Origin of the sequence: Kitasatospora purpeofusca (genome assembly GCF_000718025.1) — a bacterium.
In the GTDB taxonomy this organism is placed as follows: domain Bacteria; phylum Actinomycetota; class Actinomycetes; order Streptomycetales; family Streptomycetaceae; genus Kitasatospora; species Kitasatospora purpeofusca.
Genome location: NZ_JODS01000012.1, coordinates 84,443 through 110,603 on the forward strand (window position 1 = coordinate 84,443; position 26,161 = coordinate 110,603).

24 protein-coding genes are annotated in these 26,161 nt (G+C 73.0%); 11 read left to right on the plus strand and 13 right to left on the minus strand.

The genetic code is table 11. From position 1 onward, the window contains the following. Nucleotides 1-25: 25 nt before the first annotated feature. A complete protein-coding gene (locus tag IF01_RS0118885) occupies nucleotides 26-2,344 on the minus strand; it encodes a M9 family metallopeptidase (RefSeq protein ID WP_167349757.1) in 2,319 nt (772 codons plus the stop codon). Nucleotides 2,345-2,684: 340 nt separating this feature from the next. After that, a complete protein-coding gene (locus IF01_RS0118890; protein ID WP_030394617.1) occupies nucleotides 2,685-3,536 on the minus strand; it encodes a LysR family transcriptional regulator in 852 nt (283 codons plus the stop codon). Between the two features lie 82 nt (nucleotides 3,537-3,618). Between IF01_RS0118890 and IF01_RS41960 the strand changes: the two genes are divergently transcribed. Both IF01_RS41960 and IF01_RS0118900 read left to right on the plus strand, forming a co-directional pair. Next, a complete protein-coding gene (locus IF01_RS41960; protein ID WP_078880085.1) occupies nucleotides 3,619-4,179 on the plus strand; it encodes a cupin domain-containing protein in 561 nt (186 codons plus the stop codon). A 33-nt stretch (nucleotides 4,180-4,212) separates the two neighbouring features. Further along, a complete protein-coding gene (locus tag IF01_RS0118900) occupies nucleotides 4,213-4,680 on the plus strand; it encodes a GNAT family N-acetyltransferase (RefSeq protein ID WP_051755650.1) in 468 nt (155 codons plus the stop codon). A 54-nt stretch (nucleotides 4,681-4,734) separates the two neighbouring features. Here IF01_RS0118900 and IF01_RS0118905 read toward each other — a convergent pair whose 3' ends face one another. The 6 genes from IF01_RS0118905 to IF01_RS0118930 all read right to left on the minus strand — a co-directional run bounded on the left by IF01_RS0118905 (nucleotide 4,735) and on the right by IF01_RS0118930 (nucleotide 11,335). Continuing rightward, nucleotides 4,735-5,736, minus strand: a complete 1,002-nt coding sequence (locus IF01_RS0118905; RefSeq protein WP_078880086.1) for an ROK family protein — start codon at nucleotides 5,734-5,736, stop codon at nucleotides 4,735-4,737. A gap of 147 nt (nucleotides 5,737-5,883) precedes the next feature. After that, complete coding sequence (locus IF01_RS0118910; RefSeq protein ID WP_030394621.1) at nucleotides 5,884-7,356, minus strand: APC family permease; 1,473 nt, start codon at nucleotides 7,354-7,356, stop codon at nucleotides 5,884-5,886. A gap of 247 nt (nucleotides 7,357-7,603) precedes the next feature. Further along, complete coding sequence (locus IF01_RS0118915) at nucleotides 7,604-8,557, minus strand: hypothetical protein (protein WP_167349758.1); 954 nt, start codon at nucleotides 8,555-8,557, stop codon at nucleotides 7,604-7,606. Between the two features lie 202 nt (nucleotides 8,558-8,759). Beyond that, on the minus strand, nucleotides 8,760-9,605 hold the full coding sequence (locus IF01_RS0118920) for an NAD(P)H-binding protein (RefSeq protein WP_030394623.1): 846 nt from the start codon (nucleotides 9,603-9,605) through the stop codon (nucleotides 8,760-8,762). Between the two features lie 193 nt (nucleotides 9,606-9,798). After that, nucleotides 9,799-10,134, minus strand: coding sequence for a hypothetical protein (locus IF01_RS0118925; protein WP_030394624.1), 336 nt, complete (start codon nucleotides 10,132-10,134; stop codon nucleotides 9,799-9,801). Nucleotides 10,135-10,351: 217 nt separating this feature from the next. After that, the gene (locus IF01_RS0118930; protein WP_030394625.1) at nucleotides 10,352-11,335 is read right to left on the minus strand and encodes an aldo/keto reductase; all 984 of its coding nucleotides are present in this window, start codon (nucleotides 11,333-11,335) and stop codon (nucleotides 10,352-10,354) included. Between the two features lie 287 nt (nucleotides 11,336-11,622). Here IF01_RS0118930 and IF01_RS0118935 point away from each other — a divergent pair, with 287 nt between their 5' ends. The 5 genes from IF01_RS0118935 to IF01_RS45655 all read left to right on the plus strand — a co-directional run bounded on the left by IF01_RS0118935 (nucleotide 11,623) and on the right by IF01_RS45655 (nucleotide 16,476). Then, nucleotides 11,623-13,683, plus strand: coding sequence for a phosphocholine-specific phospholipase C (locus IF01_RS0118935; RefSeq protein WP_030394626.1), 2,061 nt, complete (start codon nucleotides 11,623-11,625; stop codon nucleotides 13,681-13,683). Between the two features lie 129 nt (nucleotides 13,684-13,812). Next, the gene (locus IF01_RS44030) at nucleotides 13,813-14,550 is read left to right on the plus strand and encodes a DUF2278 family protein (protein WP_051755652.1); all 738 of its coding nucleotides are present in this window, start codon (nucleotides 13,813-13,815) and stop codon (nucleotides 14,548-14,550) included. 131 nt (nucleotides 14,551-14,681) lie between these two features. Then, nucleotides 14,682-15,209, plus strand: a complete 528-nt coding sequence (locus IF01_RS0118945) for a peptidylprolyl isomerase (RefSeq protein ID WP_030394628.1) — start codon at nucleotides 14,682-14,684, stop codon at nucleotides 15,207-15,209. A gap of 120 nt (nucleotides 15,210-15,329) precedes the next feature. Then, the gene (locus tag IF01_RS0118950) at nucleotides 15,330-16,283 is read left to right on the plus strand and encodes a hypothetical protein (RefSeq protein ID WP_157855276.1); all 954 of its coding nucleotides are present in this window, start codon (nucleotides 15,330-15,332) and stop codon (nucleotides 16,281-16,283) included. Between the two features lie 58 nt (nucleotides 16,284-16,341). Then, nucleotides 16,342-16,476: a TOBE domain-containing protein gene (locus IF01_RS45655; RefSeq protein ID WP_078880087.1), complete on the plus strand. Its 135-nt coding sequence runs from the start codon at nucleotides 16,342-16,344 to the stop codon at nucleotides 16,474-16,476. Between the two features lie 109 nt (nucleotides 16,477-16,585). Here IF01_RS45655 and IF01_RS0118960 read toward each other — a convergent pair whose 3' ends face one another. After that, on the minus strand, nucleotides 16,586-18,274 hold the full coding sequence (locus IF01_RS0118960; RefSeq protein ID WP_030394630.1) for a carbohydrate binding domain-containing protein: 1,689 nt from the start codon (nucleotides 18,272-18,274) through the stop codon (nucleotides 16,586-16,588). A gap of 779 nt (nucleotides 18,275-19,053) precedes the next feature. On the opposite strand from IF01_RS0118960, the gene IF01_RS0118965 reads away from it, so the two are divergent. Further along, nucleotides 19,054-21,033: an ABC transporter ATP-binding protein gene (locus IF01_RS0118965; protein ID WP_063764245.1), complete on the plus strand. Its 1,980-nt coding sequence runs from the start codon at nucleotides 19,054-19,056 to the stop codon at nucleotides 21,031-21,033. A gap of 95 nt (nucleotides 21,034-21,128) precedes the next feature. On the opposite strand, the gene IF01_RS0118970 is transcribed toward IF01_RS0118965, so the two are convergent. After that, the gene (locus IF01_RS0118970; protein WP_030394632.1) at nucleotides 21,129-21,728 is read right to left on the minus strand and encodes a phosphoribosylanthranilate isomerase; all 600 of its coding nucleotides are present in this window, start codon (nucleotides 21,726-21,728) and stop codon (nucleotides 21,129-21,131) included. Between the two features lie 162 nt (nucleotides 21,729-21,890). Between IF01_RS0118970 and IF01_RS0118975 the strand changes: the two genes are divergently transcribed. After that, on the plus strand, nucleotides 21,891-22,184 hold the full coding sequence (locus tag IF01_RS0118975) for a hypothetical protein (RefSeq protein ID WP_043475541.1): 294 nt from the start codon (nucleotides 21,891-21,893) through the stop codon (nucleotides 22,182-22,184). Between the two features lie 46 nt (nucleotides 22,185-22,230). On the opposite strand, the gene IF01_RS0118980 is transcribed toward IF01_RS0118975, so the two are convergent. Continuing rightward, a complete protein-coding gene (locus IF01_RS0118980) occupies nucleotides 22,231-22,875 on the minus strand; it encodes a GNAT family N-acetyltransferase (protein WP_078880088.1) in 645 nt (214 codons plus the stop codon). Between the two features lie 134 nt (nucleotides 22,876-23,009). Between IF01_RS0118980 and IF01_RS0118985 the strand changes: the two genes are divergently transcribed. After that, nucleotides 23,010-23,513 carry a metallophosphoesterase family protein gene (locus IF01_RS0118985; protein WP_030394635.1) on the plus strand — a complete coding sequence of 168 codons (504 nt, stop codon included), beginning with the start codon at nucleotides 23,010-23,012 and terminating at the stop codon, nucleotides 23,511-23,513. A gap of 41 nt (nucleotides 23,514-23,554) precedes the next feature. On the opposite strand, the gene IF01_RS0118990 is transcribed toward IF01_RS0118985, so the two are convergent. Further along, on the minus strand, nucleotides 23,555-24,538 hold the full coding sequence (locus tag IF01_RS0118990) for a helix-turn-helix transcriptional regulator (protein WP_233290438.1): 984 nt from the start codon (nucleotides 24,536-24,538) through the stop codon (nucleotides 23,555-23,557). A gap of 270 nt (nucleotides 24,539-24,808) precedes the next feature. On the opposite strand from IF01_RS0118990, the gene IF01_RS0118995 reads away from it, so the two are divergent. Continuing rightward, the gene (locus tag IF01_RS0118995) at nucleotides 24,809-25,294 is read left to right on the plus strand and encodes a hypothetical protein (protein WP_063764247.1); all 486 of its coding nucleotides are present in this window, start codon (nucleotides 24,809-24,811) and stop codon (nucleotides 25,292-25,294) included. A gap of 160 nt (nucleotides 25,295-25,454) precedes the next feature. Here IF01_RS0118995 and IF01_RS0119000 read toward each other — a convergent pair whose 3' ends face one another. Next, nucleotides 25,455-26,111 (minus strand): hypothetical protein, encoded by a 657-nt coding sequence (locus IF01_RS0119000; RefSeq protein WP_051755653.1) that lies wholly within the window; start codon nucleotides 26,109-26,111, stop codon nucleotides 25,455-25,457. Nucleotides 26,112-26,161: the final 50 nt, after the last annotated feature.

A 26,161-nucleotide genomic window follows, 5' to 3' on the forward strand; every position in this document is an offset into this window, starting at 1 on the left:
ACGGGGCGCCCCGGCCGGGAGGGGATCAGAACTCGCTGGTGACGCTCACCCCACTGAAGCCCTGCTGGGCGTACAGGCTGAAGAAGACGTAGCCGGCCGGGGGGTCGGTGACGGTCAGGGACTCGGAGTTGTCCGGGCCCGCGGAGCGGGTGACGTACGAGTCGGTGTACGCCCAGCCGTACGGGTTGTAGTAGAGCTCGCCGTTGCCGGTGCCGCCGCTGCTGGTGACCCGGATCTGGCGGGTGCCCGCCGGCACCCACAGGTAGAAGTGCGCGTAGTTGCCGGTGACGGCCGACAGGTTGCTCCGGCCGCAGTTGCGGTCGAGCTTGCGGAGGTCGCCGCCCGCGCACTCGGTCACCCTGGGGAAGCTCGGGGTGTTCTTGCACTCGCCGGCCGCACAGGAGTTCAGCCAGCTGTCGAAGTCGGCGTCGTACCGGGTGCCGACGGTCGACTTGAGGAGGGTCCGGGAGCCGGCCCAGTCGCCCTTGCGGTACAGGCCGAGCAGGGTGTCCACGTCGGGCCGGTGGCGCTCCAGCATGTAGCGGACGGCCAGGTAGCCCCAGCGGTAGGTGCGGTCCTCGTTCTGGTAGTGGCTGTCGAAGAGCTCGCTCAGGCGGTAGGTGTGCTTGGCGGCCGCCTCGATGGCCTTGGTGTTCACGACCTTGAGGTAGGAGTCGGCGACGACCTCGGCGAGGCCCTCGGTCCACCACGCGACGGGGGTGCGGTCGGCCGCCAGGAAGTCGCCGTACATGTTGAAGCGGGCATCCAGGTAGTGGGTGTACTCGTGGTTGAGGTTCCAGATCGAGAAGCCCGGTTCACCCCAGGTCTTCTCGTAGGCGACGAACCGCGCCTTGTTGCCGGCCTTGGCCGGGTCGCCCTCCAGGTACATGCCGCCGTTGCTGGTGTTGTTGCCGAACATGACCGGGGAGAGCAGGTCGTACTCTTCGTACTTATCGAAGACGACGACGTCGATGGTGCTGTTGAGGTCGTCCGCGACCGGGCCGTTGTCCCGTGCCACAGCGTGGAAGAACGCGTCCTGGCCGTTGAGAACGGTGCAGGTGCTGTCCAGCTGGTCCGGGGTCATGGACTCGGCGAGGATGCGGATGCTCGGGCTGCACTGCTTGATGCCGGTCAGGTGGGCGTCCTGGAAGAGCTCCGCGTCCTGGCAGGTGCCGTAGGAGGCGCAGTGCGCCTGGTCGTAGGCGCGAACGCCGACCGCGGCGGCCGCACGCTGGTTCCGGGTGGGGCCGGTGACCGAGAAGCCCGCGGTGAGCGCCTTGAGGTACGGCTCCACCCGAGGGATGAACTCGGGGTAGTACATGAACCGGCTCAGTTCCTTGATCGAGTTGGTGAGCACGGTGTCGTAGGCGCCGCCGGCGTGGACGAGGGCCCGGTTGGCGAAGGCCGCCACCAGGTCGATCAGGGCCGGGTCCTTCTGGAGCTCATCGTGGAACTTCGGGTCCTGGCTCTGGATGCCCCGGTAGAGCACCAGGAAGGCCGGGTTGAGCCCCCACATCAGGTCGTTCTTGTCCCACGCGCTGCTGGTGTAGGCGGTGAGCAGGCGCTTGGCGTACGGCAGGTACTTGACCGGCTCGCGCGTGACGTCGGCGAGCACGGCCGCGTTCGCCAGCGGGCCGGCGTTCTCGGCGGTGGTGTCCAGCCCGTGCGAGTTGGCGAAGAACGCCTCCACAGCCGGGAAGATCGCCTCCGGGACCTTTTCGCTGTACTCGCCGACCGCGAGGCGGTTGTCCCACTGCACGGCGTAGCCGGCCTGGATGTAGTACATCAACTGCTGGACGGAGCCGCTGTTGTTGCCCTGGTAGGCGACGGCGGCCTCGCGGGCGGCAGCGGCCACCGTCAGCATCTGGGACTCGCCGAAGACGGCGGCCCCGTAGCGGGGGTCGATCCTGAACAGGGTGTCGATGCACCTCATGCTCACGGACTTGATGAGCCTGACCAGCTCGGTGCCCGTCCGCCCGAAGTCGGTCGGGTTGCACGCCTCGGCCTCGGCCGAGCCGTCACCGGCTGCCGCGCCCGGGCCGGACGACTTGGCCGCCGACTGCTCGGCCAGCCAGGGGGCGAAGTCGTTGCGGGGCTTGCTGTCGGTCGACGCGAGGTCCCCGTTGTGCTCGGCGGGTACCGCGGCGGGGTCGTCGGACCTCCGGACCTTCTCCACACCGGGCGGCGGGAGCTCGCCGGACGGAGCCGGGTGGGCTCCTGCGGCCTCCCGGACGGCCGGCGGTACGGCCAGGGGGGACGCGGCGACGGGTGCGGCCTGCCCGAGTGGGGCGAACAGACCGATCGTCAGGACCAGGGAGAGCGCTAGCGTCAAAAGTCTTGCCAACTGCCGAAGGTGCGACAGACGTGCGGTTCTCACGTGGGGGCCTCCGGGCCTTGAGTCGGTCGCGTTGGGGACGTGACCGGTGGAGGTGAGGACCAAAGGGCGACGGCGCCTTGATGGGGCTCCGTCGCGACCGGTGGGGAGTGGTGATCAGTACCATGGCACATGTCACATCTTCTTTGGAAGCCCTTTACCGCCACTCCGTTCGGCCCGGAACGTTCCGCACCAGGAGCATGACGATCCGTCATCATCGCTGCTGTACAACAGAGTTCAACAATCCAGGAATCAACATCCGACCTGGCGACGAGCTGTCACCGAAACCCGCAACCCCGACGACGAACCGTCAGACCGCGTACACAGCAGCGGCGGTGCGCACGAAGGAGCGCACCAGCGGATTCGGGTCCCCCGCGTTCCAGGCCGCCACCACCCGGCTCGGCGGCATGTCGGCGACCGGCACGACGGCCAGCCCGGCGGGCGGCTCGTGCCCGAGCGGGGCCATCCCGACCGTGCCGTTCCAGAGCACCGCGTGCCGGCATTCCTGGACGGCGCGGACGACCGGACCCTGCCGGCGCTCACCGCCGTTCCAGTACGCCTGCCAGAGCGGATCGGTGCCCTCCGGGAACTGGAACCACCGCCGCTCGGCCAGGTCGGCCAGCCGCAGCCGCGCACGGCCCGCCAGCGGATCGTCGGCGCGCAGCACCGCTCCCACCGGGTCGGCCCGCAGTTCGCGCACCGCGAGGCCGGTCTCCTCGAACGGGCCGCGGGTCAGCGCGACATCGACCAGCCCGGCGCGCAGCCCGCAGGTCGGATCGGTCAGATCGGTCTCGCGGACCCGGACCTCCACCTCGGGGAAGCGCCGCCGGTAGGCGGCGGCCAACCGGTTCACCCCCAGGTCGGAGCTGTCGGCCAGGATGCCGACGGTCAGCGACGCCGGGCCGGCGGCCGCGGTGACCCGGGCCCGGGCCCGTTCGGCCCGGTCCAGCAGGTCCCGCGCTTCCGTCAGCAGGGTCTCCCCGGCCGGGGTGAGCGTGGTCCCGGTGGCCGAGCGGTTCAGCAGCACGGCTCCGAGCTCGCTCTCCAACTGCCGGATCGCACGGCTCAGCGGCGGCTGGCTCATGTGCAGCCTGGCGGCGGCGCGTCCGAAGTGGAGTTCCTCGCCGACCGCGACGAAATAGCGCAGCGTCCGCAGCTCCATACCCGCAACGATACCCGCGCGGTATCGGCCGCCACAGAACGGGTCTTGGACGGACGACCCGCCCCGGCGGTGGAATCGGGGCATGACCGAAACACCGAACGCCGACACACCCACCACCGACCCCGCCGCACCCGCCGCCACCGCCGCACCTGCCGCCGCCCCCGACCCCGCCGCGCCGACCGTGTCGGTGGTCGGCCCGGGCGAGGGCGAGACCGTCCTGCTCGGCACCACCCGGATGCGGATCCTGGAGGACGGCGGCACCACCGGACACCGCCTGGGCATCGCCGAGTCCGTCATCGCCCCGCACACACCGGGCCCGCCGCAGCACCGCCACGCCGGGCACGACGAGGGCTTCTACATCGTCTCCGGCTCGGTGCGGTTCACCGTCGGCGACGAGCAGCACGAAGCGGTCGCGGGCACCCTGGTCGTCGTCCCGCCCGGGGCTCCGCACACCTTCGCCAACGTCCGCGACGAACCGGCCGTGATGCTCAGCACCTTCACCCCGGACCCGTACGTCCGGTACTTCCAGGAGTTGCGCGACCTCCACGCCGGCAGCGAGGCCGTGACGCCCGAGGCGCAGCTGCGGCTGATGCGCCGCTACGCGACCGAACCCGCCGACGCTCCCGCCCCGGGGCCGTCCTGACCGCCGCCGCCGGGTACTGCCAGGATGCGTCCCATGGAGATCCAGAACCCCGGCGGGATCCTGGTGCGCACCGCCGCGCCTTCGGACTGGACCGCGATCGCGGGCATCGACACGGTCGCGGCGGCGGGTGACCCGGACCGGCGCGCGGCCGTCCGGCGCTGGTGCGAGGACGGGCTGGTCCTGGTGGCGGAGGACTCGTCGGGGCCGCTGGGGTACGGCGTGCTGGAGTACACCTTCTTCGAGCAGGGCTTCGTGACCATGCTGATGGTCGCGAGCGGCGCCCGTCGACGCGGTGTCGGATCGCTCCTGCTCGGAGCCGCCGGGGCGGCCTGCACCGCGCCGAAGCTGTTCACCTCGACGAACGTCTCGAACCTGCCGATGCAGCGGCTGCTCCAGCGCGAGGAGTGGCACGCGGTCGGGTTGCTGCACGGGTTGGACGAGGGGGATCCCGAACTCTTCTTCCGCTGCCCACCGGACCGGACCGGGACCGGCGGCCACTGACCGGCGGCACGGAGTCCGGCCGACCCCGGCGCGCCCGCCCCGCCCGCGCCGGCCTCAGCAATCCGCCGGGACGCAGCGGTGCTCCATGGCCAGCGTGATCGCCCCGTGCAGGGAGGCGTCGGCGGTGAAACGCGCCGGGAGGACGGTCGGCGGGAAGGGCACGGCGCGGTCCAGGCGCTCGGTGAGGGCCGGCAGGATCACCGCTCCGGCGGCCATCATGCCGCCGCCGACCACGATCCGCTCCGGGTCCAGCAGCACCGCGATGTTGGCGACGGCCGTCGCGAGGGTGTCGAGCGCCTCGCGGGCGATCCGCCGGGCGACCGGGTCGGGGCTGGTGAACAGGCGGTCGGCGGTGAGTTCCTGGCCCAGTTCGGCGGCGCTGCGCTCGCCCAGGGCCTTGCCGCCGACCAGTTCCTCCAGCGGCGCGTGCCCGTCGGCGAAGGCGGCGGGTCGGCCGGGTACTCCGGACGGCCCACCGGGGTCCAGGTAGCCGATCTCGCCGGCCGCCCGGTGCGCGCCGTCGAGCACCCGGCCGCCGACGGTGAGCGCGGCGGCGACGCCGGTGCCGAGGCTGAGGTAGACGCCGGGGTCGGCGCCGCGCAGGGCGCCCCGGCGGAGTTCCGCGAGGGCTCCGGCACGGACGTCGTTGGCCACCGCGACGCTGGGCACGCCGAGTTCGAGCGCCAGCCGGTCGGCGAGGGCGAGGCGCTCCCAGCCGGGCAGGTTCGGGGTGAGCAGGATCCGGTCCGGCCGGATGACGCCCGGGCTGACCGCGGCGTGCGCGACCACCGGCAGGCCGTGCACGGACCGGGCGTGCTCGGTGAGTTCGCGGGCCGCCGCACCGGCGCGGGCGAGGACCTGGTCGGGCCCCTGCTCGGGCCGGGTGGCGAAGCGGATCCGCCGCAACGGGGTACCGGCGGAGTCGGCGAGCGCGACCTCGGTCTTGGTGCCGCCGAAGTCGATAGCGATGACGGCGCCGTCGGGGCGGGAACGCCGACGCGGGTGGTCGTGCGGGACGGCCTCGTGCTCCGGGCGGACGGCGGGATCGGTGCTCAAGAGGGCGTCCTCGGGTCGTGGCCGGGTGGTGGCCGGGTGGGTGGCCGGACGACGGGCGGGCGGCGGTGCGGGCGCCTCCCGCCCGCCGCCCGGCGGTCGGGGACGAACGGTCGGAGCGGTCGGGGCGGGTCTCCTTCGGATCGCGCCCTAACCGACCCGCGCGGCCTCCGCGTCGTCGACCTGCGCCGCCAGGAACTCCTCGCGGATCTCCTTGGGGCCGAACGGCCAGGCACCCTCGGCCTTGGACCAGACCAGGAAGGCGACGCAGCCGAGGGCGACCCAGGCCAGCGACCATTCGACGGGGTGGACACCGGGGTTGGCCTTGTCCGCGTAGCCGTAGATGACCGTCCAGCCGATCGCGGCGACGACGGCTGGCAGCGGGTACAGCAGCATCCGGTACGGGCGGGCCAGGCCGGGCTGCCGTTTGCGCAGCACGATCACGGCGGCGATCTGGGCCAGCGCCTGCACGATCACCATGACGCTGGTGAGCAGCGTGATCAGGACGGTCAGCGGCGGGTGTGCGGCGACGTTGCCGATGTGCCGGGCGAACAGGAAACCGCCGGCGGTGATCGCGCCCATGGAGAGCAGTCCCACGACCGGGAACCCGTGCTCGGGGTGGAGCCGGCCGAAGGCGCGGAAGAACATCCCGTCGCGGGCCGCGTCGTAGGGGACGCGGGAGCCGCCGAGCAGTCCGGCGCAGACGGAGGCGAAGGCGGTGATCAGGATGAGCACGGTCACCGTGTCGGCGGCGCCCTTGCCCCAGGTCTGCTCCAGGACCGCGGAGGCGACCGACCTGGAGGCGACGCTGTCGGGGTCGAGCATGTCCTGCCAGTGGATCACACCGAGGACGCCGATCTGCATCAGCAGGTAGATGCCCATGATGGCGACGATCGAGAGGATGATGGCGCGCGGCATGACCCGGCCCGGGTTCTTGATCTCGGCCCCGAGGTAGGAGGCCGTGTTGTAGCCGAGGTAGTCGTAGATCCCGATGGTCAGACCGGCGGCGAAGCCGATCCAGAACTGGCCGTGGGTCAGCTCGATCGCGTGGGCGGGCCAGGTGAAGGCCATCGACGGATGGAAGTCGGTGAAGGAGGCGAGGATCACCGCGCCGACCGAGACGATCATCACGCCCCAGAGCACGACGGTGGCCCGGCCGATGTTCTCGACCTTGCGCCACAGCAGCAGCACCACCAGGGCGAGCACCGCGACGCCGACGATGTCGCCCTGCCCGGTCGTCATGCCGGGCCACAGGTAGGAGAGGTACTGCACCAGGCCCTGGACGCCGGTCGACATGATCAGTGGGATGAACAGCATCGCCGTCCACACGAACAGGAACGGCATCAGCCGCCCGCTGCGGTACTGGAAGGCCTCGCGCAGGTAGACGTAGGTGCCGCCGGCGCCCGGGAGCGAGGCGCCGAGTTCGGCCCATACCAGGCCGTCGGCGAGCGCGAGCAGTGCGCCCGCGATCCAGCCGACGACGGCCTGCGGGCCGCCGAAAGCACCGACCATCAGCGGGATGGTGACGAACGGGCCGATCCCGCACATCTGGCTCATGTTGATCGTGGTGGCCTGGAAGAGGCCGATTCTTCGGGTGAAGCCTGCGGACACTGGGGGCTCCATGAGGTGGGGGACGGAGCGGAGGGAGGAGGCGGCGCGGGCATTAAGTTAAGGAACATTACTTTCACCGTCAAGGGTGTGCGCACAACTCCCCGGCCCCGCGCTCCGGCGACCCGCCCGGAACAGCACGGGGCCCGGCCGCCCCCGAAGGGAGGACCGGGCCCCGGACTTCACCCGTCACTCGTACACGGACTCAAGGACTCACGGACGCACGGGCCCACGGACTCACGGACTCACGGACCCACAGGGCTCAGGAGGCGGCGAGCCAGCTCGCCGGACCGCCGATCTGCTCCCAGGCCCCGCCGCCCAGCGAGCGGGAGATGCGGCGGTCGCTGCTCGCGCCGAGCGAGTAGATCCGCCCGAGCCCGTCCACGACGAACTCGATCGCATAGCCGCCGAGGTAGTACCAGTCGGTGCCGGAACCGCTGTAGCGCAGGGCGCTCCCGGTGTCGGCGTTGGTGATGACCACGGTGCCCATCGCTCCGGCCGTGAGCGAGGTGGCCCGGTAGCCGACCCTGATCCAGTCGGTGCCGGCGCCGCTCCACTTGAACACGCCCCAGTCGTCGGGGCTGATCCCGTAGACCCAGCCCTCACTGTCGACGGCGAACTCCCGTCCGGGGCCACCGATCCGGTACCACCCGTTCATGCCCCGGCGGCTGACGTCGCCGGTGACGGGGTCGGTGGCGATCAGCGTACTGGCCCCGCCCGCCACGATGGTCTCGGCCGGGCCGCCGATCTTCCCCCAACTCGTGCCGAACAGCCACTGCAGCACCGACTGGCCGTCGGCGCTGATCGCGTAGATCGTGCCGGTGTCGTCGATGGCCAACTGCCGGACCGGGCCACCGATCCGGAGCCAGGTCGTCCCGCCGGTCCAGCGGTAGACGTCCCCGGTTTCGGGGCGCACGACGGCCACGACCCCACCACCGCTGACGACGATGCCGGCCGGGCCGCCGATCTTCGCCCAGGATGCGCCGTCCCAGGAGAAGACGCTGTCCATCCCGCTGGAGAGCGCCACGAGCACGGGCGCGTGCGAGGTCAGGGAAGCCCTGGGCGCCACCGCCCCGGACGTGGCGGCGCCGGGAGCGACGGCGGCGGGGGCGGCGGCGTGGGCGGGTAGGGCGACCAGGACGCCACCGAGGGTGGCGGCGAGGCCCGCGAGCAGGAGCCTGCCGGTCAGGGCACGGGGATTCACACGAAGATTCATCGGAGTACCTGCCTGGAAAGGAGGTGCGATGCACCTGCGGAGAGGACCACGGCCGGCGGAGCGACTGCCCGGCGCCGGCCGGTCGGGCGCGAACGCGCCGTACCCCATCCTCTCCGGGCGTCCCGCGACATGTCGTACGACGAAATGCGGATTCCCCCCGCAGGGTGGCCGAGGTGCAAGCCGCGACCAGCCGTACTTGACGCTACGTCAATTCTCTTTCAGCGACCTGCCGGAAGCCGTTCGCCGGACGGCCGGTGACCCGCAGGACGGTGTCGGTGGTGCGGTCCTCGGCACCCTCGGCGATGGCTCGGTCCAGGTCCGCCAGCAGCGCGGCGAACCGGGCGGGCATCTGCTCGGCCAGCACGGCGGCCAGCTCCTCCGGCGTCAGGCGCCGGTGCACGACGGGACGACCCAGAACCTCCCCGGCGATCCGGGCGATGTCGTCGTAGCCGAGGGCCTCCGGGCCGGTCAGCACCAGTTCGCGGTTCGGCGCCGGCTCGTCGGTGAGGGCGTGCACGGCCACGGCGGCGATGTCCTCGGCGTCCACGAAGCCGACCCGCCCGCCACCGGTCGCGGTCCTGACGACCCCCTCGCCGCGGATGCCCTCGGCGTGCGGGTGCGCGCCGGTGAAGTTCTGCATGAACCAGGACGGGCGCAGCACGGCCCACTCGGCGAAGAGGCCGGGCAGCGCCTCGTGCACCGCGCCCACCGCCGGGCCGCCGCTGGGCACGGCCGAGGAGCTCAGCAGGACGGCGCGGCGCAGGCCCGCCGCCCGGGCCAGGCGGAGGAACGGCAGCATGACCGGCGCCGGGTCCGGCTCCCCCACCGGGGGTACGAGGTAGACGCGGTCGCAGCCGACCAGGGCCTCGGCGAAGGTGGCGCGGTCGTACCAGTCGAAGCGCACCGGTTCCGCGCCGGGGAGCGGGGTGGCAGCGCGGGAGGCGGCCCTGACGGGGCGACCGGCCGCGACCAGTCGGGCGACGGTCCGGCTGCCGGTGGTCCCGGTGGCGCCGACGACCAGGGTGGCGACGGTCGCGGCGGCGGTCATCGGGCGCCCCGGGCGGCGAGGCCGGCGTTTTCGGGCATGGGTGTCACAGACGTCTCCCTCCGAGATGATCCGGACCAGCGGTCCGTTTCATTCCAGGAAGATACGGACCGCCGGTCCGGATCGCAAACGTCCAGATCACAACAGCCGGAGCGCGACGCTCGGGGCACAGAGGGAGTGCCCCCGGAACGGCAGGTCAGCCCGCGCTGCGGCCGCTGACCAGAACGCGGTCGCCGAGGTGCTCACTGTGGAAGCCGACCTCGGCCAGCAGTGCGGCGACGCGGAGGGTGGCCTGGAAGTGCCGCGAGCGGACAGCGGCACCACCCTGCGGGCGGGCACCGTCGGACCCGTCCGCGCCGGACGGGTCGGACGCCGCACCCCGGGTCGCGGCCTGCCAGGAGACGATCACGCCGTGGACCCCGTCGGAGACCGTGGCACCACCGGTTCCGAGCATCGCGTCGGCCAGCGGGAGCCCCGCCGCGCGCAGCGTGGCGGTGACGGAGCCCAGGAGTGCGCGATGATCAGACAGCATGCAAATCAGTCTAATTACTAAATGACAGGTTAACTCCAGACAAACGACTGATTTAAGCCTCAAGGGTGACAGCACCCGGAAATCGGACGCCAAAAACCGACAGCATCCGGGCATCGAAAGACGCGGCGGACGGCCACCCGGCCGTCCGCCGCAGCCGCAGCCGCAGCCGCAGCCGCAGCCGCAGCCGCAGCCGCAGCCGCAGCCAACGGTCACGCACCTACCAGCGGTCGTGCACCAGCGGACGGATCCGCGCGTCGTAGAGCTCGCGGACGGCGGCCAGCGTGCTGTCCGGCAGTGGCGGGAGTCCGGCGGCGGCCGCGTTGGCGACCGCCTGCTCGGGATTGCGGGCACCGGGGATGACGGCGGTGACGCCCGGCTGCTGGACGACCCAGCGCAGCGCCGTCTGCGCCGCCGTCGCACCGGCGGGGGCGAGCCCGGCGAACGCGACCGCCGCCTCGACGCCGGTCGCGAAGTCGACGCCGGAGAAGGTCTCGCCCTGGTCGAAGGCCTCGCCGTGGCGGTTGTAGGTCCGGTGGTCGTCCGCGGCGAACCGGGTCTGCGCGGTGTACCGGCCCGACAGGAGGCCGGAGGCCAGCGGCACCCGGGCCAGGATGCCGACCCCGGCCGCGGCGGCCGCCGGCAGCACCTGCTCCAGCGGCTTCAGCCGGAACGCGTTGAGGATGATCTGCACACTGGCCACCCCCGGGCGGGCGATCGCGGTCAGCGCCTCGGCGCAGGTCTCCACACTGACCCCGTACGCGGCGATGCGCTGCTCCGCGACCAGGGTGTCGAGCGCGTCGTACACCTCGTCACTGGAGTACACGGGTGTCGGCGGGCAGTGCAGCTGCACCAGGTCGAGCCGGTCGACGCCCAGATTGCTCCGCGAACGGTCCGACCACGCACGAAAGTTGGCGAGATTGTAGTGTTCCGGCCGCTGCTCGGCCCGGCGGCCGAACTTGGTGGCGACGAACACCTCCGCGTCCGGACGGCCCTTCAGGTAGCGGCCGATCAACTGCTCGCTGCGGCCGTCGCCGTAGACGTCGGCGGTGTCGAAGAGGGTGACCCCGGCCTCGACCGAGGCGTCCAGCACCGCCAGGGCGTCCTCCTCCCGGACGTCGCCCCAGTCGGCGCCGAGCTGCCAGGTGCCGAGCCCCACGACAGAGACAGATCGGCCGGTTCGTCCCAAAACGCGCTTTTCCATGGGCCGACCCTCTCACAGAAGCCCAGGTCCGCAGGCCCGCCGCGCACCCCCGGCCGCCCCTGGAGCTACCCCCGGCGCCGCCCGCTCGCGGCGTGACGCCCGTCACAACCGACGCACGGCCCCTGCCGCACTCCCCCGAGGGCGCCACAGGATGTCCATACAAGTCGAGGCGTTCTTCTGACGTACAGCAACCGGACACCGGCGGTCGGCCCGGACGTACCCCGTACCCGCTGTCCTCTTCAGGCACCGTTCCTCCACCCCCCATGACAGGCAGAGGTCTCCCACCCATGGCTGAGCTGAACCGGCGCCGTTTCCTCCAACTGGCGGGCGCCACCGCCGCGTTCTCGGCGCTGTCGGAGAGCATCGCGCGTGCCGCCGCGATCGCCCCGGCCGGCGCCACCGGGACTCTCCAGGACGTCGAGCACATCGTCGTGCTGATGCAGGAGAACCGTTCGTTCGACCACTACTTCGGCGCGATGAAGGGCGTGCGCGGCTTCGGCGACCCACGCCCGGTCACCCTTCCGAGCGGAAAGCCGGTCTGGTACCAGACGAACTCCGCCCGCAAGGAGATCCTCCCGTTCCGCCCGCAGGTGAACAACCTGGGCATGCAGTTCATCCAGGACCTCAACCACGACTGGGCCGGCGGCCACAAGGCGTTCAACAACGCCAAGTACGACCAGTGGGTGCCGGCCAAGACGGCCACCACGATGGCCTATCTGACCCGCCAGGACATCCCGTTCCACTACGCGCTCGCCGACGCGTTCACCCTCTGCGACGCCTACCACTGCTCGTTCATCGGCTCCACCGACCCGAACCGCTACTACATGTGGACGGGCCACACCGGCAACGACGGCACCGGCGGCGGCCCGGTGCTCGGCAACCAGGAGGCCGGGTACGGCTGGACCACCTACCCCGAGCGGCTGGAGCAGGCCGGCATCTCCTGGAAGATCTACCAGGACATCGGCGACGGCCTGGACGCGGCCGGCTCCTGGGGCTGGATCAACGACCCCTACCGCGGCAACTACGGCGACAACTCGCTGCTGTACTTCAACAACTACCGCAACGCCAAGCCGGGCAGCCCGCTGTACGACAAGGCCCGCACCGGCACCAACGCCAAGGCGGGCGACGGCCTGTTCGACCTGCTGCGGCGCGACGTGCAGGCCGGCACACTCCCGAAGATCTCCTGGATCGCCGCCCCCGAGGCCTTCACCGAGCACCCCAACTGGCCCGCCAACTACGGCGCCTGGTACATCTCGCAGGTCCTGGACGCGCTCACCTCCAACCCCGACGTGTGGGCCCGGACGGCGCTGTTCATCACCTACGACGAGAACGACGGCTTCTTCGACCACGTGGTGCCGCCGTTCCCGCCCTCCTCCGCCTCGCAGGGCCTGTCGACCGTCGCCACCGGCGCGGACTACTACGGCGGCAGCGTCGGCTACGGCGCCGGCGCCTACGGCCTGGGCCAGCGGGTGCCGATGCTGGTCGTCTCGCCCTGGAGCACCGGCGGCTACACCTGTTCGGAGACCTTCGACCACACCTCGATCATCCGCTTCATGGAGCGCCGGTTCGGCGTGCTGGAGCCCAACATCTCGCCCTGGCGGCGCGCGATCTGCGGCGACCTGACCACCGCCTTCGACTTCACCGCCGCCAACCCGGCGCCGGCGGCCCTGCCGTCCACCACCGGCTACCGCCCGCAGGACGCCAACCGGCACCCGGACTACGTGCCCGCCCCGCCCGCCGTCGGCACCATGCCGAAGCAGGAGGCCGGCACCAAGCCCACCCGTCCGCTCAAGTACGCGCCGTACGTGGACGGTTCGGCCGACATCTCGACCGGCAAGTACCGCCTGACCTTCAGCGGCGGGGCGGCGGCGGGCGCGCAGTTCCTGGTCACCTCGCCCAACCGCACCGACGGCCCGTGGACCTACACCGCCGAGGCGGGCAAGAACATCTCCGACGCCTGGAACACCAGCTACTCCAAGGGCGTCACCGACCTCACCGTGCACGGCCCCAACGGCTTCCTGCGCCGCTTCCGCAACCCCGGCAAGACCGCCGGGCCCGAGGTCGCCGCGCGCCACAACCCGACCACCGGCAACCTCGACCTCACCTTCACCAACCCCGCCGGCGCCGACGCCGTCCTCACCGTCGCCAACGCCTACGGCGGCTCCCCGCAGACCGTCACCGTCCGCCGCGGCGCGACCGTCGGGTACACCGTGGACCTGCGCGGCTGCCGCAACTGGTACGACGTCACCGTCACCTCCTCCGTGACGGCCGACTTCGTCCGCCGCCTCGCCGGCCACGTCGAGACCGGCGCCCCCGGCCTCTCCGACCCGGGCCTGCTCACCTACTGAGCCCGTCCGCGCTGCCCCGGCGCCCCCGCACTCGGGGGTGCCCGGGCAGCGCGGTCCCCGAAGGCAGGGTCACCCGCGCGCCCGGCCGCGCCTGGGCGCGCACGCGCCCGCGCCGTGCGAACCTGGGCCATGCCCCTTCCCCTGTACGGCGTGGCCGTCGGCACCTTCCAGGACTTCTCCCGCGACCCCTCGCACGACTTCGGCCAGTGGTACCACGGCCATCTGACCCTGGCGACGCCCACCGGCGCCTTCGAGGCCGCCCTCGACGTCGACGCTCCCGGCAGCGTCGGCGTCTCCTACCGGCTGGTGGACGGCCTGCACCGCTCCGACCTGGGATCCCTCCAGCAGCTGCCCGGCGGCTTCCAGCGGCTCGACTCCTCGGCCGGCTCCGGCGCGCTGGACTACGCCCGCAGCCCGCTGCTCCGCGACCCCGACTGGCTGCGCACCCTCAGGGGGCTGGTGCTGCGGGTGGTCGCACTGCTGCAGAAGCAGCCCGTCGGCGCGCCGGCGTTCGGCCCGACGGTGGTCGACCGGCTGGTGGCGCTGCTCCACAAGCTGCCGAACCGCCCCGTCGCGGTGTACCCGTGGGTGGCCAGCAACGGCGACAACGCGCTCGACGTACTGGAGCCCCTGCTCCGCTCCGCCGACCGGATCTACGTCTTCGGCCAGCGCTTCACCACCGGCCTCGGCGTCCACGACGTGCACCTCAACCAGGGCGACCCGCCGGGCAGTCAGTGGTACGACACCGACGGCATCTGGCAGGACGGCGCCGTCGTCTGCGAGTTCGCGGACGGGCGGGTGGTGGTCTGGCAGATCAGGTTCAACACCCAGAGCCTGGACACCGACGGCGCCGGCCACCCGCTCTGACCGGCCGGCACCCGGCCCGGGCCGGACCCCCTGCACCACCCGAACGGGTGAGATCCCGCGCCACCGGCCCCGGCGCCGTCCGTCGGCCCGCGAGACTGGGCGCACCAGTAGGACCCAGCAAGGGATTTGTGATGGTGGAACAGCTGTACGCGACGCTGAAGACCAACCAGGGCGACATCGAGATCCGGCTGTTCCCGGACCATGCCCCCAGGACCGTCAAGAACTTCGTGGAACTCGCCACGGGCGAGCGGGAGTGGATCGACCCCGCCACCGGGCAGCCGAGCACGGCGCCGCTCTACGACGGCACGGTCTTCCACCGGGTGATCGAGGGATTCATGATCCAGGGCGGCGACCCGCTGGGCAACGGGACCGGCGGGCCCGGCTACAAGTTCGCCGACGAGTTCCACCCGGACCTCGCGTTCACCAAGCCCTACCTGCTCGCGATGGCCAACGCCGGGCCGGGCACCAACGGCTCCCAGTTCTTCGTCACCGTCGGGACGACGACCTGGCTCACCGGCAAGCACACCATCTTCGGCGAGGTCACCACCGACGCCGGCCGCAGGGTCGTCGACGCCATCGCCACCACGGAGACCGACCCCCGCAACGACCGGCCGGTGCAGGACGTCGTGATCGAGAAGGTCGTCGTCGAGACCCGCTGACCGACCGGCACCGACCGCCCCTCACCAGGGCCGGAGAGCGCTCCCGCCCGCACCGCGGGCCCGAAACCTTCGTGTGGGAGGATCCCGCCCGGATGATCGACATCGGGGGCGGTGGGGTACGTGCTGGTCTGGTTGGCGCGGGTGAGTGCGCTGGGCGCGTGGGCGGTCCTGTCCGTCGCGATCGTCTGGGCGTTCGGTCTGGGCGGCGGGACCCGCCAGCCGCTGACCACGCTCGACACCCTCGGCCGGATCGGTATCGGCCTGCTCTGGCTGCGGGTGGCGGCACTGTGGGCGGCCAAGGCCGGCCGGATGTGGGCCCGGCGCAAGCGCCGCCGGGTCTCCCTGTCCAAGGACCGCACCCCGGCGCCGTCCCGGGTGCCGCCGACCTTCGACGCGGCCCCCTGGGTCCGGGTGCGCCTGGCCGCCGTCCTCCTGCTGCTGCCGTTCGCGGCCGCGCTCCCGGCCGCCCTGCACGAGATGGACGGCGGCGAGGACGTGCGCGCGCTCAAAACCGCGGGCGCGGTGCTGTCCACCGCGACGGTGGTCGGGGTGACCAACGCCGAGGCGGTCGAGGACTCCGACGGCGTGCTGAACCACTACGACTCCGATCTGGAGCTCGTGCTCCCCGACGGCGGCCGGATCACCGCCTGGGGCGCCGACACCTACGAGGAGCCCCGCACCGACGAGCGGGTACAGGTCCTGCGGGCCCCGTCGGCGCCCCAGCTGGGGCCCCTGGTGCGAACCTCGGACCTCGCCCGGTACGTCGACACCGGCACGACGTACGGCGGCATGCGCTTGTTCCTGCTGCTGTTCTTCGGCGTGTTCTTCGTCTGCTTCGTGGTGCCGCCGTCCGTCGCGGCGGAAGCGGACCAGCTGCACGACCTGGCCTGGCGGCCCCTCGCCCAGACCGCCGTCCCCGTCCTGGCCACCTTCCTCTTTCTGTGGATCCGCCCGGCGCTCACCGGCGTCGGCCTCGGCGGAGCCGAGTCGCTCCTGCCCGCCGCCTTCGGCGGCTTCGCGATCCTGCTGATCTTCCTGTACCTCGGCCTGGCCCTCCGCGCCCTGCTCGACTGACCCGCCCGGGTACTCACCACAGCGGCGTCCACCAGGGGAACAAGGGGATTCAGCTGGCATCTGTTGCCCCAACCGCACGGTTGCCCGGGTAGCGGCCGTCACCCGGGATGCCGTGACCGAGCTGGGCCTGACCACCGGCTCCGCCGTGGTCGCGCTGATCAAGGCCACCGAGCTGTCCCTCGCCACCGTCTGACCCGGCCTGACCCGGCTCGCCGAACAGGACGACGACGGGGCCCCGGGAGCAGCACGTGCTCCCGGGGCCCCTTGCGTTGCCGGTGTGCCGGCGGTGTGTCAGCGGGGCATCAACGGCCCTGGAGGGACTTCGCGTTGTCGCCGAAGCTCCAGCCCTTCGAGCCGTCCCAGTTGATCGACCAGGTCATGAGACCCTTCAGCGCGCCGCCGAAGGCTCCCCACGACTGGCTGACCAGGCTCGGTGCCATGTAGCCGCCGCCCGCGCCGGGCTGGGCCGGCAGACCGGGCACCTGCTTGTCGTAGGGCACCTTGATGGTGGTGCCCTGGATGGTCAGGCCGTTGTTCAGGCACTCGGTCTGCTTGGTGAAGCCCTGGACGGTGCCGGCCTGGTAGGAGTCACCGGAGCAGCCGTACATGCTGCCGTTGTAGTACTGCATGTTCAGCCACCACAGGCGGCCGTTGTCCACGTACTTCTTGATGATCGGCAGGTAGGCGCCCCAGATCGAGCCGTAGGTGACGCTGCCGCCGGTGACGTACGCGGTCTCGGGGGCCATGGTCAGACCGAAGCCCGCGGGCATCTGGGCGAGCACGCCGTCGATGATGCGGATCAGGTTCGACTGGGAGGCGGACAGCGTGCCGATGCTGCCGCTGCCGGAGAGCCCGGTCTCGATGTCGATGTCGATGCCGTCGAAGTTGTACTTCTTCAGGATCGGGACGACGGTCGCGACGAACTTGTCCGCGACGGTGCTGGAGCCGAGGTCGATGCCCGCGGCGGCGCCGCCGATCGACATCAGCAGCGTCGCGCCGGCCGCCTTGGCCTGGCACATCTCGGCGGGGGTCGACACCTTGACGCCGGCGTCCATGCCGTCCTGCCACAGCACGGTGCCGTCGGAGAGGATCACCGGGAAGGCGGCGTTGATGACGTTGTAGCCGTGCGCGGCGATCCGGCTGTCGGTGATGGGGACCCAGCCCATGCCCGGGTGCACGCCGTTGGAGGCGCCGTCCCAGTTCTCCCAGTAGCCCTGGAGCACCTTGCCCGCGGGGCGGGGCTTGGTGGGGCAGGTGTCACCGGTCGGCGGGGTGGTCGGCGGCGTCGTGGGCGGCGTAGTCGGCGGGGTGGTCGGCGGCGTCGTGGGCGGCGTCGTCGGGGGTGTCGTGGGAGGCGTAGTGGGCGGGGTGGTCGGCGGGGTGGTGGTGCCGCCGGGGCCGCTGAGCACCACGTCGTCCGCGTAGTACGCGGGCTGTCCGTACCAGCCGTGCAGGAAGACCGTCACCGAGGTGGTGCTCGGTCCGGTGCTGAAGCCGACGCTGAGCTGGCTGTAGGTGGCGCTGCTCGGCGTCCAGGTGGACTGGGCGCCGCTCAGGCCCGTGCCGGTGGCGCCCAGGTAGATGTAGCTGCCCTGGACGTAGGCGCTCAGCGTGTACTGCGAGTTGGGCTGCACGCTGACGGTCTGGGTGCACTGGGCGCTGTCCGAGCCGGCCGGCGTGGCCTTGAGCGCGGAGGAGCCGGAGTGCACCGGACTGCCGACGGCGGCGCCGGAACCGCCGGAACACGTCCAGTCGGAGAGTCCGTTCTCGAAGCCGGGGTTGGCCAGCAGATTGGGGACCGCCGCCCCCGCGGTGACATTGCCGGCCACGACGAGGCCGGCGCCGATCACGGCGGCGGCGCTGATCAGCGCGAGGGAGCGGTTCACCGCGCCCGGTCCGGTCCGGGCGCCGCCGGTCCGGTACGTCCGGGCTGCGCGTTCCAGGGTGGCCCGGGGCTGCGGATCCGGGGTGCGCGACCTTCGACGGAACATGCTGTGCTCCCTTCCCGCCGAGCGCCAGGGACGAAACCGACGCGTGGGGGCGTGACGCCCGGCTCTGGGTGAGGTGGGGGGACATGTGGGGCTGTGCCGGTCCGGATCGTAGGAGGGGCGGCCGGACACGTCAATAGGTCTGGACCAATTGCGAGGGTCTGGACCAATTAGGGAGGCCGCCCGCCGACCGCGTGCGCCCGGGGATCCGCCGGAGCCGCTCCCCCGCTCCGAGGATCCACTGGGACGCAAGGGAGTTGGTCGGATCGGGCGGCCGTCGCGAGCACCGGCGCCGACGGGCCGTCAGGCTGGACGGGGTCGCAAACCGCCCCGGCACTCGACCATCCGAACGAGTGAATCCGGCGACGGTCGCCCCGACCCTCGGCCACCGGTCCGACACGCCGTCCGCCCCCGGCGCGGGGCGGCCCCGGACCACCGGGAGCGTGCTCGAAAAGTCCCCGTTCGACCCGGGCTCGCCCGGTGGGTAATCCGCTTGAACGACGCGCTCGAACAGCACCATCATCGGACCCCACCCCGCCCGTGACGGATTCGCCAACTCGACTTTCTTACAACCGAGTTGTGCTGCTTCGCCATGGCCGGACCCGGCACTTCCGCCCGTCCGCGCACCGCTCCGCGACTGGAGGCCCCGTGGCCTGTCACCCCACCCCGGCGACCCCGGCGATCCATCTCCCACCCGTCCCCGCACCCCCGCCCGCACCCCCGCCCGTCCCGCCGGCCGTCACGGCCCCGCCGGCCCGCGGACCGCACAAGGAGGCGAACGCTTGAGCACCACGACGACCTCGGCCGGGACCTCCGACGAGGAACTGCAGTGGCTCGCCGACGGGCGCCGCATCGAGGCGATCGAGGCGATCAGCGTCAGCGCGATGGCCCGCCGACTGCCCGCACTCGTGGTCCGCGCCTTCCGCCTCGGCTGGCGCATCGACCGCCCCTCCGTCGCCCTCCTCCTCACCTGCCAGGCGGTGTCCGCCGTGCTCGGCGCGGCCGGCCTGTTCGCGACCACCGGGACCATCTCGGCCCTGTTCGGGCCGGGCCAGGTCGGCGCCAAGCTCACCCACGCCGCACCGTCGATCCTCGTGATCGCGGCGGCCGCCGGCGCCCGGTCCCTGCTGGGCATCACCATCCAGTCCATCACCATCCACCTCTCGCCGCGGATCTCCCGGGAGGCGGAGGCCTCGGTGCTGCGCGCCACCGTCGCGGCCGAGCTGACCGCCTACGACCACGCCGGCTACAACGACGAGCTGGAGGCCGCCGACCGGGGCGCCGAAGTCTGCGTGGACATCGTCGGCGAGGCGCAGAACCTGCTCGCCTCGCTGGCCTCCCTCCTCGGCGCGGCCGGCGTGCTGACCGTGCTCCACCCCGCGCTGCTCCCGCTGCTGGTCCTGGCCGCGCTGCCCCAGGGAATCGCCTCGGTGCACGCCGCCCGGGTGCAGTTCCTGGCCAACCGGGCCGCGATCGGTGACCGCCGGATCATGGCCAACCTGCGCTGGTACATCCACCTCAAGCGCAACGCCGACCAGGTCCGCTCCGACACCATGGGCGAGTTCCTGCTCAGCAAGTACGACCAGGTCGGCCGGCGGCTGGACGCCAACTCCCGGCAGGCGGCGCGGCGCAGCGCCAGGGTGTCGGTGGTCGGCGCGGCCGCCTCCGGGCTCGGGACAGCCTTGGTGTGGGCGGCGATGCTGTGGCTGGTCAGCACCGGCCGGATGAGCCTGCCGCGCGGCGGCGCCGCGGTGTTCGCGCTGGCCGCCGTCGGCACCAGCCTGCGCGGCATCGTCGGTTACGGCGCCGACCTGTTCCGCACCGGCATGTACCTGGACGACTGGTCGAACTTCCTCGACACCGCCGGCGGCCACCGGCCCGAGCGCGGCGCCGGAACGCCAGGGGCACCGGAGCGGATCGCGGTGGAGGACCTCAGCTACGGCTACCCCGCCGCCGACCGCAAGGCGCTGGACGGCGTGAGCCTGCACGTCGAGCGCGGGGAGATCCTCGCCCTGGTCGGCGAGAACGGCTCCGGGAAGACCACCCTCTCCAAGCTCCTGGCCGGCCTCTACCTCCCCGACGCCGGAGCGGTGCGCTGGGACGGGCGCGACACCCGCGAGCTGGACCCGCACGCCCTGTGGCGCCAGGTCGCCGTGGTCCCGCAGGACTACGCGCGCTGGCCCATGACCTGCCGCGAGAACATCACGCTGGGCCAGCCCACGCCCGAGGGCGATGCGGCGGTGCTGCGCGCCGCCGACGCCTCCGGGGCCTCCGACGTCGTCGCCAAGCTCCGCCGGGGCCTGTCCACCCTGCTGGCGGTGGAGTGGATGGGCGGCGAGGAGTTGTCCGGCGGGCAGTGGCAGCGCCTGGCCATCGCCCGGGCCTTCCACCGCGAGGCCGGGCTGCTCGTGCTGGACGAGCCGACCGCCGCGCTCGACCCGCGCGCCGAGCACCGGATCTTCCAGAACCTGCGGTCGGTCGCCCGGGAGCGCGCGGTCGTCCTGGTGACCCACCGCCTCACCAATGTGGCCGTGGCCGACCGGATCGTGGTGCTGGAGAACGGCCGGGTCCTCCAGGAGGGGACCTTCGCCGAACTGGTCGCCGACGGTGCCGGGCGGTTCAGGGAGCTGTGGGACCTGCAGAACGAACGCACCGGCCTGCCGGCCCAACGGACCCGGGCGTCCCGAGAGTACGGGGAGTCCGGGGAGCCCGGGGAGCCCGGGGAGCTTCGGAAGGGAGGGGAGGCCGGGCAGTCCGGGTGACTGAGCCGCCGGGCCGGGGGCGCGTTCCGCCGCTCCGGCCCGGCGCCCGCGCACAGGGTCGGTCCCGCCCGGCGCCCGGGCGGGACCGGCGGGGTTCAGCGGGACTTGGCGGCGTGCACGAACTCGGTGATCAGGTCGGGGTCCTTGACCCCGCGCCGGACCTCGACCCCGCTGGAGACGTCCACGCCCCACGGGTTCGCGGCCGCGACGGCCTCGCGGACGTTCGCCGGGCCGAGACCGCCGGCCAGCAGCCACTTCCCGGCCGGCGGGCGGGTGCCCAGTTCGGCCCAGTCCCACGGGTCCCCGTCGCCGGGCACCGGTGCGTCGAGCAGCAGCAGGTCCTCGCCGAAGTCCCCGCAGTCCGCGCCGGCCGCGTTCGCCGCCGAGGTGGCCCTGATCAGCGGCAGTCCCAGGTCGGACAGCTCCGCGAAGGCACCCGCCGGGTGGTTGCCGTGCAACTGCACCGCCCGTACCCCGGCCGCGCGCACCGCCGCGCGCACGTACTCCGCCGGCTCCTCCCGGAACACGGCCACCGTCAGCACCTCCTCGGGCACCGTTGCCACCAACTCCCGCGCCAGTCCGGGCTCCACCCGGCGCGGGCTCTCGGTCAGCACGAAGCCCAGCGCGTCGGCACCGGCCGCGACGGCCGCGGCCACATCCACAGCGGTGCTCAGACCGCAGATCTTCACAAACATGTTCCCGGGCACTCCCCACTGGACGGCCCCGCCAGCGTAGTACCGGCGCCGGGGCGCGGGCACCCGACCCGGCGCCGGTGGCCCCGGCGGCCGTCGTCCGCCCGGTTGGTCCGGATGCCACGTGCGGGTGCAGCCCGACGGCCCGACGGGAACGGTGGGGGGATGGACACCGTTGTCGTACTGGAATCTGACACACCGACCAATGTCCGGGTCCTGGGACCCGGCCTCACTCCGGCCGATCCCGAGGGGCCGGTGCGCCGCGCGCACGCCGCCCCCGCGGAGGCCTCCGGCGTCTGCGGCCCACGCACCCTGTGCGGGCTGGACACCTCCGAGATGACCCTCGCCCCGCACCGGTCCGGCATGGACCGGCCGGGGTGGCACACCTGCAGTGTGTGCCGGGCCACCGAGGAGGGGGTCGGGGCCGAGCGCCACCCGGCGAGCAGCTCCGCCGTCTGACACCCCACCCACCGGAAGATCTTCAGCACCCGCCGGTGAGACGCCGTCACTTCGGCGGGTGAGAACCGGAAGATTTCCCGTCCTGGACCACGTCCTCCGGAACCCCACTCTCCTTGACCACGCTCGCCTCGACCACGCTCTCGACCTCAGCGTCCTCGACCACCCCCTCCTGGCGGCCCAGCCGCCAGACCAGCTCCTCGCCGGTCCCGGCCGGGCGGTGGCGGTCCTCGGTGAAGCCCAGCCGGGTCGCGACGGCGCCGCTCGCGCGATTGGCCGGGTCATGGGCGATCTCGACGTGCTCCACGCCCGGGAACCGGAAGGCCTCGGCGACCAGGGCGCCCGCGGCCCGGGTGGCGACACCGCGCCCGGTGGCCGCCGGGTGGAGCCAGTAGCCGATCTCCATCACCCCGTCCGGGCCGCCCTCGCGCCGGAACAGCTGGCAGGCGCCGACTATCGCCCCTCCCAGCACCACCGCGAAGGTGAAGTCCCGGCCCGCCTCCCAGGCCTCCTGGCGCCGCGCCAGGAATTCGGCGGTCCGGTCCGGGCTGTGCTCGTCGACCCACGTCATCCACGGTCTGAGGTGCCCCCGCGCGGCATCGATGACCTCGAACAGCTCCGCGCGGTCCCCCTCGGGGTCGAAACGGCGAAGGGTCAGGTCGTCCAGCTCGATCACTCGCGGCGGCATCTCCATTGGCGAAGGATCACCCCGATCGCCGCCGAGGGCAAGGGGATTCGGCAGCGGGGCCGTCCGTGCGCGGGACGCCGACCGGGTGGTTCCCGGGACGGCCCCGGAGCTCCCGGGGCGGGCCGGTCGTTCTCACCGTGATGCGACTGCTGCTGACCTCCGACACCCACCTGCCGACCCGGGCCCGGGCCCTGCCCGCGGCGCTGCTCGACGCCCTCGACGAGGCCGACGTGGTGTTCCACGCCGGCGACTGGGTCGACACCGCCACCCTCGACCTGTTCCGGTCCCGGTCCGAGCGGCTGGTCGCCGTGCACGGGAACAACGACGGGGCCGCGCTGCGGGAGCAGCTGCCCGAGATCGCCCGGGTGCGACTCCAGGGCGTCCGCTTCGCGGTGGTGCACGAGACCGGCCCCGCCCGGGACCGGGAGCAGCGCTGCGAGGCCCGGTTCCCCGACACCGATGTGCTGGTCTTCGGGCACAGCCACATCCCCTGGGACAGCCTCGCGCCGGGCGGCCTGCGGCTGCTCAACCCTGGCTCGCCGACCGACCGGCGCAGCCAGCCGTTCGCCACCTACCTCACCGCCCGGCTGGACGACGGGCGGCTCACCGAGGTGCGGCTCCACCGCCTGCCGCCCCGCCGCTGAACCGCCGGTGCCGAACGGCGCACCGCACCGCCGGTGAGCGCTCAGGCGGACAGGTGCAGGGTGGTGCCCGGCGCGGTGCGGTAGGCGTCGCGGTAGTGCGCGGCGAAGCGCCCGGGGTGGGCGAAGCCCCAGCGCATCGCGATCTCGGTCACCGTGGTGGCGCGGGGGTCCGCGGCCAGCAGCTCGCGGTGTGCGGCGTCGAGCCGGACCCGGCGCAGGAAGGCCAGCGGCGTGGTGTCCAGGTGGCGCCGGAACGCGTACTGGAGGGCCCGCGGGGTGACGTACGCGGAGGCGGCGATCTGCACGAGGCCGATGTCCCGGTCGGCGTTGGCCTCGATGAAGGCGACCGCCCGGTGGACGGTGCCGGGGGTGGCGTCGGTGCTGTCGGCCGGGCGGACGGTGTCGCGGGTGCTGTTGGGCAGGGCGGCGAGGGTGGCGGCCGCCAGGTGCCTGGCCGCGGTGCCGACCAGCAGTTCGCTCTCGCAGGCCGCCGGGTCGTCGAGGACGTGGTCGCGGACGTAGGCGATGGTGGCCGCGAGCCGGCGGTTCGCGGCACTGTCGACCGGCCGGTTGCCGGTCAGGCGGGGCGGGCGCGTTCCCGGGCCGGTGGGGGCGACGGCGTCCAGCAGCGCGGTGTCGAAGAGGGCGATGGTGTAGCGGGCGGCCCGGACCTCGCCCCGGTAGGGCCGGTCGGGCGGGGCGACGAGGAAGGTCTCGTCGGGCCCGAACACCTCCTCGCGGCCGCCGGTGAGGTCGGCGAGGGTGCCGCCGTGCATGCTGACCAGGCACACCCGGCCCAGGTCGCCCGCGTCGTAGGCCATGGTGTAGCCGAAGTCGAGACGGTCCATCGCCACCGGCCCGGCCGCCCGGCGGCTGATCCGCACCCTGGCGTCCTCGACGGACCCGCCGATCCTCATCGGCGTGTACGCGGACGACAGGAACTCCTCCGTCTCGCCCACGTTCGCGCTCTCGAACGACAACGACTCCACCCGCACCACCACCGGCCGTCCCGTGCTCTCCAGCACGAGCCTACCCAGCTGCCGCGGCAGGGTCACCGCCCGCTCGACGGAGCGAGCGGTTCGAGCCGCTTCGTTCCCTGTCCACCCGCGCTCCCGGAGCTTCGTTCACGGGGCTGTGCGCGGAGCCGCGGGCCTGCACCGTTGAGACCGCGTGGCAGTTCCCTCTCCGCGTTCGCCCGCTCCCCGAGTTCTTCCCCGCGCTCACTACGCGCTACCGACGAGAGGCATGGCATGCCCCCGCACAACACCTACCGTCCCTTGCCGCCCGATGCGGGCATGAGCGCGCAGATCGCGGACCTCAGCGCGGAGGCCGAGCGTCAGCTGAGCCAGCACCTGTGGGACCCGACGGAGGAGGACGCGGCGCTGGCCCGCAAGACCGCGAGCGGACTGGCGGAGGCCGTCGGCGAAGCGGCGGCGCAGGAGCGGCTGCCGGCCATCGACCGCCTGGAGCACCTGCGCGAGGCCCTCGCCGTCCTCGCCATAGCCCTCGCCCGCATCCACGGTCCGCTCGCCTGGTACCTGGCCCAGGCCTGCACCGCGCTCTCCCCCGTGCTGCGCTGGCGCGCGCTGCCCGCCGACCGGCAGTCGTCCTTCGGCACCGTCGTCCCCTCGTCGTCCGACCTCGCCGATGCCGAGCGGGCCGTGCGCCGGCTGCACACCGCGCTCACCCGCGCCGCCGCCGGTACCGAAGCCGGGACCGGTGCCGACGCCGGCACGGCGGACACCGGCACCGACGGGTGCGAGGGCCGCTCCGACATCTGACGCCGCCGGGCGGACGACCTCCGCCCCGGCGGGCACGCCGGGGCGGAGGGTCACGATCGCGATGCCGGAGTCCGCCGCGCGGGCGAGTGCCCGACGAGCCCTGCGGCTCACGTCCGATGACCGTTCATCAGCCACCGGTCCCGTCGTCGGGCGCCGCGGCTCAGCCCGTCGCGCCGGGGAGTGCCGGGAGCTTGGGCAGACCCGCCAGGTCGGGCGCCGGCAGGGCGGGGTTGCCGAGCACGGTCGCGGCGACGAGGTTGACGGTGTCCTTGACGACCTGCTCGGCCGGGGCGGCGGCGGGCGCCGGGGCCTGGACCGGGGCGGCGGTTCCCACGGCCGGGGGCGCGGCGGCGGCCGGGGCCGCCAGCTCGTCCACCGACTTCCTCAGGTTCGCGGCGGCGGTCGCGACCAGGTCGGCGGGGGCAGCCTGCGCACGGGACGCCGGAACCCCCGCCGGCGCGCCGACCGGCGGGGTGACGGGCAGTCCGGGGGCCGCGACCGGGGCCGCCGGGGCGGCTGCGGGCAGCGCGGCCTGCAGCTTGTCGATCGCGGCGGCGACCGCGCCCCGCAGCCGGGTCGCGTCGGCCTCGGACACCTTGCCGTCCGGCGCCTTCGCGGCCAGCGTCACCAGTTCGGTGGCCGGCTGCGTCACCCCGGCGAGCGCGCCGAGGACCCCGGCCTGCTGGGCCGCGGTGTCGAGGCCGGGCGCCGCGGCGGGCCGGGCCATACCGGGCGCGCCCGTCAGGAGGGTCAGCCCGAGGGCGGCGGGGACGGCGAGGGCGGCGAGACGGGCGGCACGGGTCTGGGTACTGCGCATGGAACGGGCTCCGATCGAAGACGAGGTCCGGTTCGCGGACCGCGGGGTCT

Bases quoted from the DNA above. Each gene is read 5' to 3' on its own strand.
- IF01_RS0118915 (WP_167349758.1), bottom strand. From the start codon at position 8,557: ATGAATCTTCGTGTGAATCCCCGTGCCCTGACCGGCAGGCTCCTGCTC.
- IF01_RS0118980 (WP_078880088.1), bottom strand. From the start codon at position 22,875: ATGGAGATGCCGCCGCGAGTGATCGAGCTGGACGACCTGACCCTTCGC.
- IF01_RS0118970 (WP_030394632.1), bottom strand. From the start codon at position 21,728: ATGTTTGTGAAGATCTGCGGTCTGAGCACCGCTGTGGATGTGGCCGCG.
- IF01_RS41960 (WP_078880085.1), top strand. From the start codon at position 3,619: ATGACCGAAACACCGAACGCCGACACACCCACCACCGACCCCGCCGCA.
- IF01_RS0118910 (WP_030394621.1), bottom strand. From the start codon at position 7,356: ATGGAGCCCCCAGTGTCCGCAGGCTTCACCCGAAGAATCGGCCTCTTC.
- IF01_RS0118920 (WP_030394623.1), bottom strand. From the start codon at position 9,605: ATGACCGCCGCCGCGACCGTCGCCACCCTGGTCGTCGGCGCCACCGGG.
- IF01_RS0118960 (WP_030394630.1), bottom strand. From the start codon at position 18,274: ATGTTCCGTCGAAGGTCGCGCACCCCGGATCCGCAGCCCCGGGCCACC.
- IF01_RS0118890 (WP_030394617.1), bottom strand. From the start codon at position 3,536: ATGGAGCTGCGGACGCTGCGCTATTTCGTCGCGGTCGGCGAGGAACTC.
- IF01_RS44030 (WP_051755652.1), top strand. From the start codon at position 13,813: ATGCCCCTTCCCCTGTACGGCGTGGCCGTCGGCACCTTCCAGGACTTC.
- IF01_RS0118985 (WP_030394635.1), top strand. From the start codon at position 23,010: ATGCGACTGCTGCTGACCTCCGACACCCACCTGCCGACCCGGGCCCGG.
- IF01_RS0119000 (WP_051755653.1), bottom strand. From the start codon at position 26,111: ATGCGCAGTACCCAGACCCGTGCCGCCCGTCTCGCCGCCCTCGCCGTC.
- IF01_RS0118925 (WP_030394624.1), bottom strand. From the start codon at position 10,134: ATGCTGTCTGATCATCGCGCACTCCTGGGCTCCGTCACCGCCACGCTG.
- IF01_RS0118975 (WP_043475541.1), top strand. From the start codon at position 21,891: ATGGACACCGTTGTCGTACTGGAATCTGACACACCGACCAATGTCCGG.
- IF01_RS0118945 (WP_030394628.1), top strand. From the start codon at position 14,682: ATGGTGGAACAGCTGTACGCGACGCTGAAGACCAACCAGGGCGACATC.
- IF01_RS0118995 (WP_063764247.1), top strand. From the start codon at position 24,809: ATGAGCGCGCAGATCGCGGACCTCAGCGCGGAGGCCGAGCGTCAGCTG.
- IF01_RS0118900 (WP_051755650.1), top strand. From the start codon at position 4,213: ATGGAGATCCAGAACCCCGGCGGGATCCTGGTGCGCACCGCCGCGCCT.
- IF01_RS0118930 (WP_030394625.1), bottom strand. From the start codon at position 11,335: ATGGAAAAGCGCGTTTTGGGACGAACCGGCCGATCTGTCTCTGTCGTG.
- IF01_RS0118935 (WP_030394626.1), top strand. From the start codon at position 11,623: ATGGCTGAGCTGAACCGGCGCCGTTTCCTCCAACTGGCGGGCGCCACC.